Origin of the sequence: Streptococcus oralis subsp. dentisani, from assembly GCF_003944205.1 — a bacterium.
In the GTDB taxonomy this organism is placed as follows: Bacteria; Bacillota; Bacilli; order Lactobacillales; family Streptococcaceae; genus Streptococcus; species Streptococcus oralis_BH.
The window spans coordinates 35,848-47,859 of sequence record NZ_RJPH01000005.1 but is presented as its reverse complement, the minus strand read 5'-3'; the positions used below and the strand labels follow the sequence as shown (position 1 = coordinate 47,859).

The window sequence follows — 12,012 nt, the reverse complement described above, 5'->3', positions numbered from 1 at the left end:
ATTATTATCTTACCATAAAACGCTCAATCAATCAAATAGAAAAAAACAAAATAAAACAAAAACAAAAATATCATGGTTGTTTTAAACAAACCATGATATTTTGAATGATTGGTCAAATTAGTCTAAACCGTAGTTGTAATCCTCGTCTTGCATGGCTTCAACTTCACCAAGGAGGTAACCATTTCCGACTTGAGAGAAGAAGTCGTGGTTAGAAGTTCCTGTTGAAATTCCGTTCATAACGATTGGATTGACATCATCAGCTGAATCTGGGAAGAGTGGATCTTGTCCTAGGTTCATAAGGGCCTTATTAGCATTGTAACGAAGGAAGGTTTTAACTTCCTCAGTCCAGCCAACACCGTCATAGAGGCTTTCTGTATAGCCCTCTTCGTTCTCGTAGAGAGTGTAGAGCAGGTCGTACATCCATTCTTTGAGCTTTTCTTGCTCTTCTTCAGGTAATTCGTTAAAACCAAGTTGGAATTTGTAACCAATATAAGTTCCGTGAACAGACTCATCACGAATGATCAGTTTGATGATTTCCGCAACATTGGCCAGTTTGTTGTTACCGAGATAGTAGAGGGGCGTAAAGAAACCAGAGTAGAAGAGGAAGGTTTCAAGGAAAACGCTGGCAACTTTCTTTTCCAGCGGGCTACCATTGAGATAGATTTCATTGATAATTTCCGCTTTTCTTTGTAGGTAGGGGTTAGTGTTGGTCCATTCAAAGATTTCTTCGATTTCAGCCTTGGTATTCAAGGTTGAAAAGATAGAAGAGTAAGATTTTGCGTGGACAGATTCCATAAACTGGATGTTGTTGAAAACAGCTTCCTCATGCGGTGTACGGATGTCTGAGCGAAGTGCTTGAACCCCTGTTTCAGATTGCATGGTGTCCAAAAGGGTCAAACCACCAAAGACTTTTCCAACCAAGTCTTTTTCTTTGTTTGATAGTTTTCTCCAGTCGTCTAGGTCATTTGACAAGGGGATACGCGTATCGAGCCAGAATTGCTCTGTCAGCTTTTCCCAAGTTGATTTGTCGATGACATCTTCGATGGCATTCCAGTTAATGGCTTTGTAGTAAGTTTCCATTTGAAATCTCTTTCTGTATGTAATAATGCGATTGCCGAATCATCTCTATTTTATCATAGTCTGAGAAGAGTATCGCACAAAAAGTCGGAAACCCGACTTTTTAGTTTTTCATAGTATTTAAGATACTTATCAAGTTTTGTCTGGCGGTTAACTTAATCAGTAGTCTGAGAAAACGTGGCTGCCTCAGATAAAAATTAAATCACACAGCTTTCACATTGGTTAGCACCGACTTCTCCACCATCGTCTGTAAAGGTACGGACGTAGTAGATAGACTTGATACCCTTGTTAAAGGCATAGTTACGAAGGATAGATAGGTCACGTGTCGTTTGTTTGTTTTCTTTCTTCCATTCGTAAAGACCTTTTGGAATGTCGCTACGCATGAAGAGGGTGAGTGAAAGCCCTTGGTCCACGTGCTCAGTCGCAGCAGCGTAAACATCAATCACCTTACGCATATCCATGTCGTAAGCAGAAGTGTAGTAAGGGATAGTATCTGTTGACAAACCTGCAGCAGGATAGTAGATTTTACCGATTTTCTTCTCTTGGCGTTCTTCAATGCGTTGCGTAATCGGGTGGATAGATGCAGAAACATCGTTGATGTAACTGATAGAACCATTTGGAGCTACAGCAAGGCGGTTTTGGTGATAAAGACCATCTGCTTGAACCTTTTCGCGAAGTTCAGCCCAATCAGCAGCACTTGGAATAAAGACATCTTTGAAGAGTTCTTTAACACGGTCTGATTTTGGAACAAATTCGCCTGTCACGTACTTGTCGAAGTAGCTTCCGTTAGCATAGTCTGATTTTTCAAAGTTGTGGAAGGTGATACCACGTTCGCGAGCGATATTGTTTGATTCTACCAAGGTCCAGTAGTTCATAAGCATAAAGTAGATGCTTGTAAATTCAATTGACTCAGGTGATCCGTACTCAATCAGTTGTTGGGCAAGGTAGCTATGAAGCCCCATGGCACCAAGACCAAAGGTGTGAGCTAAACTGTTTCCGTGGTCAATAGTAGGGACAGCTACGATGTGTGAACTATCTGTAACGAAAGTAAGGGCACGAACCATAGCGCGAATAGAACGACCAAAGTCAGGTGAAGTCATCATGTTGACCACGTTGGTTGATCCAAGGTTACATGAAACGTCCGTTCCCATTTGTAGGAATTCTTGAGCATCGTTGATCAAGCTTGGTTCTTGAACTTGAAGAATCTCAGAACACAAGTTACTCATGATAATCTTACCATCAACAGGATTTGCGCGGTTAGCTGTATCAATGTTGACGACATAAGGGTAACCAGACTCTTGTTGCAATTTAGAGATTTCAGTTTCCAAATCACGCGCCTTGATTTTTGTCTTGCGGATATTTGGATTTGCGACTAATTCATCGTATTTTTCAGTGATGTCGATGTAGTTGAATGGCACACCATACTCAAGTTCTACAGAGTACGGGCTGAAGAGGTACATTTCTTCATTTTTACGCGCCAATTCGTAGAATTTATCTGGTACTACAACACCAAGTGAAAGGGTCTTTACACGAACTTTTTCATCGGCATTTTCTTTCTTAGTGGAAAGGAAAGCGATGATATCTGGGTGAAAGACATTGAGGTAGACAACCCCAGCACCTTGACGTTGCCCGAGTTGGTTTGAGTAAGAGAAACTGTCTTCGAAGAGTTTCATAACTGGTACGACACCAGAAGCAGCACCTTCATAACCCTTGATAGGAGCTCCAGCTTCACGAAGGTTACTGAGGGAAATTCCCACACCACCACCGATACGTGAAAGTTGAAGAGCAGAGTTGATAGAACGTCCGATAGAGTTCATATCATCAGTCACTTGAATCAAGAAACAAGATACCAACTCCCCACGACGAGCACGGCCAGCATTCAAGAAGGAAGGAGTAGCAGGTTGGTAGCGTTGGTGGATGATTTCATTGGCAATATCAGTCGCAATTGCTTCATCCCCGTCAGCAAAATATAGTGCGTTAAAGAAGACGCGGTCTTCCATGCTTTCAAGATAGTATTCCCCGTCGTTAGTCTTCAAGGCATATTGATTATAGAACTTATAGGCAGCCATGAAAGACTTGAATTGGAAGTTTTGATCCTTGATAAATTGATGCAATTCTTCCAAAAACTCTGGACGGTATTTCTTGAGAAATGCAGTTTCGATATAGTTGTGTTCAATGAGGTAGTTGATTTTATCAGTAATTGAATCAAAAACCATGGTATTTGGAACCACATTTTCTTTAAAGAAGGCATCCAAGGCTTCTTTGTCTTTATGAAGCATGATTTGTCCATTAACAGGACGGTTGATTTCGTTATTGAGACGGAAGTAAGTTACGTCCTCAAGATGTTTTAATCCCATAAAATTTCCCTTATCTAATTACAAAAGAAAGGCTTCTAAGTTAGCCCTAGAAGCAATCTCTTCTGGATGATGTACTAAGATTATGCTAATTGTTTCAGTTTTCCTGGTTGGAAGCCTGAAAAGACTTCAGTTGGTGTTTGGATAACAGGAGCAGCGCTGAAACCGAGCTCTTTAACTTGATCAATATACTCAGGTTGCTCGTCGAGATTGATCTCACGATAAGCCACATTGTTGCTATCCAAGAAACGTTTGGTCATTTTACATTGTACACAATTATTTTTAGAATAAACCGTTACCATTTCGTAACTCCTCATAAAATTTGATTACTTTCTTAGTATATCAGAAAAAAAAACTTTGTCAAACTTTTTAAACTAAATCTTGTGCCTAAAAGTTACAGTTTTAAAATTAAAATACAAGATATAGTGGTTTTTGAAAGAAGTTGAAAATAGCAAAAATCGTAAGAGCATGAATAAGTTTAGCGGAGACAATGCTTTAACAAAACTGAAACTGTAATATTAATGAAAAAAAGAAAGTCTCTGCACAAGATGTCCCTATATTTTGTATTAAAATATTTAAAAGATAACTAAAATGAAGATGTTAGATTATACTGCATTCATCCAAATAGATTATGAATTTCGTATTCTTGATAGAGAGTATATAACTGTAATTTTTGGGAAGTATTCGCTTTATGTGGTATACTAGTAGTGACCATAGAACTTATAGATAGGAATAAATTTAAAAATGAAGCTATGAAAAGAGTTTATAGCGATTACGATATTTAGGTATATAGACTATTTAAAAAATATAAAAGACAGTAGATGAGTTAGATAAATGTTGAATATGCAAAAACTATTAGAATAGAGTTATTCACTTTAGAAACTTATACTTACTGTGGAAATATATAGTATAATGTTGTTAGGGAAATAGAATTAATAGATTAATAAATGAAAGAATGCAAATCAGGAGGTGCGTGGTGAAAGAAAACGAGGTTATTTTAAAACGGCAATCTACTCGCGTATTTTTTAAGAATGGGGATACGGATTTTTTCTTTAATTGGTTGCTAGGAATCGGTGAAGTTTTTGGCTTCTCTCATGGAGAGCTGTATTATCTTGCTCAAAAGTTAGGTAATTCACCAAAACCTGATGACTGGAAAAATGAGTTTTTATCACATGTGAACTATCTTGAACAAAAGGTTAGTAATTTAGGTTTGAGTGAACAAACAAAGGCGCAGTATTATCTCGCACAGACCTACTCACTTCGATCGGCAATCCAGTTTACTGATCCATTTTCTGCCGAATACTTACCTATCGTTTGTCAAATGGAGAAGGCGTTCTCTAGTGCAATTCATTCACTAGGTACACCGATTGAAAAACTAACTATTGCTTATCAAGATTCCTACTTGCCTGGTTATTATCTTCATAGCGGTGATAATTGCCCAACGCTGATTATGATTGGTGGAGGTGATACTTATCGCGAAGATTTATTTTATTTTGCAGGATATCCTGGATGGATACGAAATTATAATGTTTTAATGGTTGACCTTCCTGGTCAAGGGAGCAATCCTAGTAGAGGGCTAAACTTTGATGTGGATGCTTCTATTCCAATTTCATTATGCATAGACTGGTTGGAAAATAGAAATCCTAAACTAAATTATTTAGCCATTTATGGTGTTAGCGGAGGGGGATATTTTACCGCACAAGCTGTCGAAAAGGATCCAAGAATTCATGCTTGGATTGCTAGTACCCCTATTTACGACGTTGCAGAGCTCTTCAGAAAAGAATTCGGATCAAGTTTGAAAGCACCTAGTTGGTTAATAAATGCCATTTTAAAATTAGCTGGAAATTTGAATGAATCAGCAAATTTGAATCTTAAAAAGTATGCATGGCAGTTTGGTACTTCTGATTTTAAGAGTGCTATTGATGATGTATTTAACTATGCAAAGATTGTAGATTATCAAAAAATTCAATGCCCATGCCTGTTTATCATGGGAAAGGGTGAGGGTGCTGAACTGCAGCATCAAACTAAGGTAATTTATGAATCACTTAAATCTAAAAATCAACAAACTAAACTTCAAGTATTTGAGGCGGAAAGTGGTGCGGACGCTCATTGCCAAGTCAATAATTTAAGACTCGCCCATAATGTCGTTTTTGATTGGTTGGATACTTTATTTGAATGGAATCAATCAAAGTTTTAGTTCTACTTATACTACTTAGATATATCTACATTTTTACTGTTAGGTGCTACAAGCCTATTTTACTTTAAGTAGCAAATTGAATAAATTCTCTACTGTTGATGGTAAGAGTAGGTTTTAGAATTTCAGTATTTGATGAAGTCTTTTCAAATAATAGGTTGGCTGAGTTATATTAATTATAACTAAATAGTATTATTTTTTTCATTATTTACTAGGGTTGTCTTCTGATTGATATTAAGAGAAAATAGCTTTGAAAATTGAATTTTGATGATAACATTTTTGAACAATTAGTGTTTAGATATGCTATTTAATTGCTAGAGTGCTCATTATAATAGAAAAAGAAGTAATTTCATTTTCAGTAAAAGTCCATAAAATACTTGAAAAATTATCTTGAAGGTGATATAATACACTATTGTAAGGGTTATCACTTATAACTCAAATAGAAAACACTTAAAGGAGAGTCAAACTATGGCTTCTAAAGATTTCCACGTAGTGGCAGAAACAGGTATTCACGCACGTCCAGCAACATTGTTGGTTCAAACAGCTAGCAAATTTGCTTCAGATATCACTCTTGAATACAAAGGTAAATCAGTAAACCTTAAATCTATCATGGGTGTTATGAGTCTTGGTGTTGGCCAAGGTGCTGACGTTACAATTTCAGCTGAAGGTGCAGATGCTGACGACGCAATCGCTGCTATCACTGAAACTATGGAAAAAGAAGGATTGGCATAAGGAAAATGACAGAAATGCTTAAAGGAATCGCAGCATCTGACGGTGTTGCAGTTGCAAAAGCATATCTACTCGTTCAACCGGATTTGTCATTTGAGACTATTACAGTCGAAGATACAAACGCAGAAGAAGCTCGCCTTGATGCCGCTCTACAGGCATCACAAGACGAGCTTTCTGTTATTCGCGAGAAAGCAGTAGGTACGCTCGGTGAAGAAGCAGCTCAAGTTTTTGACGCTCACTTAATGGTTCTTGCTGACCCAGAAATGATCAGCCAAATCAAGGAAACAATCCGTGCGAAGAAAGTGAATGCAGAAGCAGGTCTGAAAGAAGTTACAGACATGTTCATCACTATCTTTGAAGGTATGGAAGACAACCCATACATGCAAGAACGTGCAGCGGATATCCGCGACGTGACAAAACGTGTATTGGCAAATCTTCTTGGTAAAAAGTTGCCAAACCCAGCTTCTATCAATGAAGAAGTAATCGTCATTGCACATGACTTGACTCCTTCTGATACAGCTCAATTGGATAAAAACTTTGTTAAAGCTTTTGTAACCAACATTGGTGGACGTACAAGCCACTCAGCTATCATGGCGCGTACGCTTGAAATTGCTGCTGTATTGGGTACAAACAACATCACTGAAATCGTTAAAGATGGTGACATCCTTGCCGTTAACGGTATCACTGGTGAGGTTATTATCAACCCAACTGATGAGCAAGCAGCAGAATTCAAGGCGGCTGGTGAAGCTTATGCGAAGCAAAAAGCTGAATGGGCTCTCTTGAAAGATGCTAAAACAGTAACTGCTGATGGTAAACACTTTGAATTGGCTGCCAATATCGGTACTCCAAAAGACGTTGAAGGTGTCAATGACAATGGTGCAGAAGCTGTTGGTCTTTACCGTACAGAGTTCTTGTACATGGATTCTCAAGACTTCCCAACAGAAGACGAGCAGTACGAAGCATACAAAGCTGTACTTGAAGGAATGAACGGTAAACCTGTTGTCGTTCGTACAATGGATATCGGTGGAGATAAGGAACTTCCTTACTTCGATATGCCTCACGAAATGAACCCATTCCTTGGATTCCGTGCCCTTCGTATCTCTATTTCTGAAACTGGAGATGCTATGTTCCGTACACAAATCCGAGCCCTTCTTCGTGCGTCTGTTCACGGTCAATTGCGTATCATGTTCCCAATGGTTGCACTCTTGAAAGAATTCCGTGCAGCCAAAGCAGTCTTTGACGAAGAAAAAGCAAATCTTCTTGCTGAAGGTGTTGCAGTTGCGGATAATATCCAAGTTGGTATCATGATCGAGATTCCTGCATCGGCTATGCTTGCAGACCAATTTGCTAAAGAAGTTGACTTCTTCTCAATTGGTACAAACGACTTGATCCAATACACAATGGCAGCAGACCGTATGAACGAGCAAGTTTCATACCTTTACCAACCATACAACCCATCAATCCTACGTTTGATTAACAATGTTATCAAAGCAGCTCACGCTGAAGGTAAATGGGCTGGTATGTGTGGTGAGATGGCTGGTGACCAACAAGCTGTTCCACTTCTTGTCGGAATGGGCTTGGATGAGTTCTCTATGTCAGCGACATCTGTACTTCGTACACGTAGCTTGATGAAGAAACTTGATACAGCTAAGATGGAAGAGTACGCAAACCGTGCCCTTACAGAATGCTCAACAATGGAAGAAGTTCTTGAACTTCAAAAAGAATACGTTAATTTTGATTAATCGAAAAATCCTTGCAACTCAGTTGCAGGGACTTTTTTTGATATTTTTAAAAGAATTTTCAAGCCAATCTTTCTTATATAAAGTCCAATCTTGAGAAAATTGTGGTCAGAATAAAAAAGTACTTAACTGGTTCATAAAATTCTTGACAAGCTGCAAATTTAGGAGTAAACTATTAACCAGTTAAGTAATAGAGAGGAGTTTCTGCAATTTAGAAATGAATTGCAAATAGAAATATCAAAAAAAGAAAGTGAGTTTCAATGAAAATTAATAAAAAATACCTTGCTGGTTCTGCGGCAGCTTTGATGTTAAGTGTTTGTTCTTACGAGTTGGGACTGTATCAAGCCAGAACTGTCAAAGAAAATAATCGTGTTTCCTATATAGATGGAAAACAGGCGACGCAGAAAACGGAGAATCTGACTCCTGATGAGGTCAGCAAAAAAGAAGGTATCAATGCCGAACAAATCGTCATCAAGATAACAGACCAGGGTTATGTCACTTCACATGGAGACCACTATCATTATTACAATGGGAAGGTTCCTTATGATGCTATCATCAGTGAAGAGTTGCTGATGAAGGATCCAAACTACCAGCTCAAGGACGAGGATATTATCAGTGAAATCAAGGGTGGTTATGTTATCAAGGTAGATGGAAAATACTATGTTTACCTTAAGGATGCAACCCATGCGGATAATATCCGTACGAAAGAAGAAATCAATCGACAAAAACAAGAGCATAGTCAGCATCGCGAAGGAAGAACTTTAGCAAATGATGGCGCTGTTGCCTTGGCACGTTCACAAGGACGCTACACCACAGATGATGGTTATATCTTTAATGCCTCTGATATCATTGAAGATACTGGTGATGCTTATATCGTTCCTCATGGCGACCATTACCATTACATTCCTAAGAGTGAGTTATCAGCCAGCGAATTGGCTGCCGCAGAAGCCTTCCTATCTGGTAGAAGTGGCCAATCAAATACGCCTACTTATCGCCGTACCAATAACAACAGTGCTAGCAGCGATGTAGATAGATGGATCCCATCCTATAATAATCACGGCAGTGGCTATACGAACACAAACACGGCTAACAACAGTAACAGTAGCGACGATAGCCAAGCAAGTCAAAGTGATGACATTGATAGTCTTTTAAGACAGCTCTACAAACTGCCTTTGAGCCAACGACACGTAGAATCTGATGGCCTTGTCTTCGACCCAGCACAGATTACAAGTCGAACAGCTAGAGGAGTTGCTGTGCCTCATGGGAACCATTACCATTTCATCCCTTATTCACAGATGTCTGAATTGGAAGAACGAATCGCTCGTATTATTCCTCTACAGTACAGTTCGAACCATAGGGTGCCGGATTCAAGACCAGAACAACCAAGTCCACAACCGACTCCGGAACCTAGTCCAAGCCCGCAACCTGCACCAAATCCTCAACCATCTCCAAGCAATCCAATTGACGAAAAATTGGTCAAACAGGCAATTCGAAAAGCAGCTGATGGCTATGTATTTGAGGAGAATGGAGTTTCTCGTTATATCCCAGCCAAGGAATTATCAGCTGAAACTACTGCAGCCATTGATAGTAAGCTAGCCAAGCAAGAAAGTTTAGCTCATAAGCTCGGAGCTAAGAAAACCAACCTCCCATCTGGTGATCGAGGATTTTACAATAAGGCTTATGATTTACTAGCAAGAATTCATCAGGACTTACTTGATAATAAAGGTCGTAAAGTTGATTTTGACGCTTTGGATAAACTGTTGGAACGTCTCAATGATACCTCAAGTGATAAAGTCAAGTTGGTGGATGATATTCTGGCCTTCCTAGCGCCGATTCGTCATCCAGAACGTCTGGGAAAACCAAATGCGCAAATTGCCTACACTGATGATGAGATTCAGGTAGCCAAGTTGGCAGGCAAGTATACAACAGAAGACGGTTATATCTTTGATCCTCGTGATATCACCAGTGATGAGGGGGATGCTTATGTAACTCCGCATATGACCCATAGTCATTGGATTAAGAAAGATAGTTTGTCTGAAGCCGAAAGAGTGGCAGCCCAGACTTATGCTAAAGAGAAAGGTTTGACACCTCCTTCGACTGACCATCAGAATTCAGGAAATACGGAGGCTAAAGGAGCAGAAGCTATCTACAACCGCGTGAAAGCAGCTAAGAAGGTGCCACTTGATCGTATGCCTTACAATCTTCAACATACTGTGGAAGTCAAAAACGGTAGTTTAATCATACCTCATTATGACCATTACCATAACATCAAATTTGAGTGGTTTGACGAAGGACTTTATGAGGCACCTAAGGGGTATAGTCTAGAGGACCTCTTTGCGACTGTGAAGTACTATGTCGAACATCCAAACGAACGTCCACATTCAGATAGTGGTTGGGGAAATGCAAGTGACCATGTTCAAAGAAACCAAAACGGTCAAGCTGATACCAATCAAACGGAAAAACCATCAGAGGAGAAACCTCGGACAGACAAACCTGAGGAAGAAAAGCCACGCGAAGAGAAGCCTCAAAGTGAGAAACCAGAATCTCCAAAACCAACTGAGGAGCCGGAAGAAGAATCACCAGAGGAACCAGAAGAACCTCAGGTCGAGACTGAAAAGGTTGAAGCGAAGTTGAGAGAGGCTGAAGAGCTACTTGCAAAGATCCAAGACCCCATTATCAAGTCCAATGCCAAAGAAACTCTCACTGGCTTAAAAAATAACCTGCTATTTGGTGCTCAGGATAACAATACCATTATGGCTGAAGCTGAAAAGTTGTTGGCTTTATTAAAGGAGAGAAAGTAAAGGTAGTAGCATTTTCTAGATCCTAAAAACAGGATAGGAGAACTAGAAAAGTTAAAATCGAAAATGAGAACAGAATGTAAGTTCTAGTTCTCATTTTTTTCATGAAAATATGCAAAATATCTTGACATATAGTGTAAATAAAGATAAACTATTTACTAGTTAATTAAACGGTTAAATACTAGTTAAGGAGTAATGATGAAAAAAAGAACGATCCTATTATTAATGGCAAGTCTGTTGGTTCTTGTCTTAGGAGCATGTAGCCAAAAAGAAAAACAAGAAGCAAAAGGGATGAAGATTGTAACAAGTTTTTACCCAATCTATGCCATGGTCAAAGAGGTATCAGGTGATTTGAATGATGTTCGGATGATTCAGTCAAGTAGTGGAATTCACTCATATGAACCTTCAGCGAATGACATTGCTGCCATCTATGATGCGGATGTCTTTGTCTACCACTCGCATACACTTGAGTCTTGGGCTGGAAGTCTAGATCCTAACTTGAAAAACTCAAAAGTTAAGGTTTTAGAAGCTTCTGAAGGAATGACGTTGGAGCGTGTTCCAGGTTTGGAAGATGTAGAAGCTGGTGACGGTATTGATGAAAAAACACTCTATGACCCACATACTTGGTTAGATCCTGAAAAAGCAGGAGAAGAAGCGCAGATTATTGCGGACAAACTTTCGGAGATTGATAGTGCTAATAAGGAAACGTATCAAAAGAATGCTAAAAACTTTATCGCTAAAGCACAAGAATTGACCAAGAAATACCAGCCTATTTTTGAAAAAGCGAGCCAAAAGACTTTTGTTACACAACATACAGCTTTTTCTTATCTCGCTAAGCGATTTGGACTTAATCAACTTGGTATTGCAGGTATCTCTCCCGAACAAGAACCAAGTCCAAGACAACTAACAGAAATTCAAGAATTCGTTAAGACCTATAAGGTTAAAACTATCTTTACTGAGAGCAATGCTTCTTCTAAAGTCGCTGAAACCTTGGTCAAATCAACAGGAGTTAGCCTAAAGACACTGAATCCTTTGGAAGCAGATCCTGAAAATGACAAAACTTACTTAGAAAACCTTGAAGAAAATATGAATGTTCTTGCAGAAGAATTAAAATGAGGAGA

At 39.1% G+C, this 12,012-nt stretch carries 8 protein-coding genes; 5 read left to right on the top strand and 3 right to left on the bottom strand.

Going from position 1 to position 12,012, the window contains the following annotated elements; all coding sequences use genetic code 11:
• Positions 1–117: 117 nt before the first annotated feature.
• From nrdF to nrdH, 3 genes are all read right to left on the bottom strand, one after another.
• Entirely contained in the window at positions 118–1,080 is a 963-nt protein-coding gene (gene nrdF / locus D8805_RS05065; protein WP_000451378.1) for a class 1b ribonucleoside-diphosphate reductase subunit beta, read from the bottom strand.
• Between the two features lie 194 nt (positions 1,081–1,274).
• On the bottom strand, positions 1,275–3,434 hold the full coding sequence (nrdE, locus tag D8805_RS05060; RefSeq protein ID WP_049484412.1) for a class 1b ribonucleoside-diphosphate reductase subunit alpha: 2,160 nt from the start codon (positions 3,432–3,434) through the stop codon (positions 1,275–1,277).
• 80 nt (positions 3,435–3,514) lie between these two features.
• Positions 3,515–3,733, bottom strand: a complete 219-nt coding sequence (gene nrdH / locus D8805_RS05055) for a glutaredoxin-like protein NrdH (protein ID WP_000259240.1) — start codon at positions 3,731–3,733, stop codon at positions 3,515–3,517.
• 674 nt (positions 3,734–4,407) lie between these two features.
• Here nrdH and D8805_RS05050 point away from each other — a divergent pair.
• The 5 genes from D8805_RS05050 (at position 4,408) to D8805_RS05030 (ending at position 12,007) form a co-directional block, all read left to right on the top strand.
• Complete coding sequence (locus D8805_RS05050; protein WP_125415846.1) at positions 4,408–5,628, top strand: alpha/beta hydrolase family protein; 1,221 nt, start codon at positions 4,408–4,410, stop codon at positions 5,626–5,628.
• Between the two features lie 465 nt (positions 5,629–6,093).
• The gene (locus tag D8805_RS05045; RefSeq protein WP_000146948.1) at positions 6,094–6,357 is read left to right on the top strand and encodes a phosphocarrier protein HPr; all 264 of its coding nucleotides are present in this window, start codon (positions 6,094–6,096) and stop codon (positions 6,355–6,357) included.
• A 5-nt stretch (positions 6,358–6,362) separates the two neighbouring features.
• Positions 6,363–8,096 carry a phosphoenolpyruvate--protein phosphotransferase gene (gene ptsP / locus D8805_RS05040; protein ID WP_125415843.1) on the top strand — a complete coding sequence of 578 codons (1,734 nt, stop codon included), beginning with the start codon at positions 6,363–6,365 and terminating at the stop codon, positions 8,094–8,096.
• A gap of 257 nt (positions 8,097–8,353) precedes the next feature.
• Positions 8,354–10,894, top strand: coding sequence for a pneumococcal-type histidine triad protein (locus tag D8805_RS05035; RefSeq protein ID WP_125415839.1), 2,541 nt, complete (start codon positions 8,354–8,356; stop codon positions 10,892–10,894).
• 195 nt (positions 10,895–11,089) lie between these two features.
• Entirely contained in the window at positions 11,090–12,007 is a 918-nt protein-coding gene (locus D8805_RS05030; RefSeq protein ID WP_125415836.1) for a metal ABC transporter solute-binding protein, Zn/Mn family, read from the top strand.
• Positions 12,008–12,012: the final 5 nt, after the last annotated feature.

Bases quoted from the DNA above. Each gene is read 5' to 3' on its own strand.
- nrdF (WP_000451378.1), bottom strand. From the start codon at position 1,080: ATGGAAACTTACTACAAAGCCATTAACTGGAATGCCATCGAAGATGTC.
- nrdE (WP_049484412.1), bottom strand. From the start codon at position 3,434: ATGGGATTAAAACATCTTGAGGACGTAACTTACTTCCGTCTCAATAAC.
- nrdH (WP_000259240.1), bottom strand. From the start codon at position 3,733: ATGGTAACGGTTTATTCTAAAAATAATTGTGTACAATGTAAAATGACC.
- D8805_RS05045 (WP_000146948.1), top strand. From the start codon at position 6,094: ATGGCTTCTAAAGATTTCCACGTAGTGGCAGAAACAGGTATTCACGCA.
- ptsP (WP_125415843.1), top strand. From the start codon at position 6,363: ATGACAGAAATGCTTAAAGGAATCGCAGCATCTGACGGTGTTGCAGTT.
- D8805_RS05035 (WP_125415839.1), top strand. From the start codon at position 8,354: ATGAAAATTAATAAAAAATACCTTGCTGGTTCTGCGGCAGCTTTGATG.
- D8805_RS05030 (WP_125415836.1), top strand. From the start codon at position 11,090: ATGAAAAAAAGAACGATCCTATTATTAATGGCAAGTCTGTTGGTTCTT.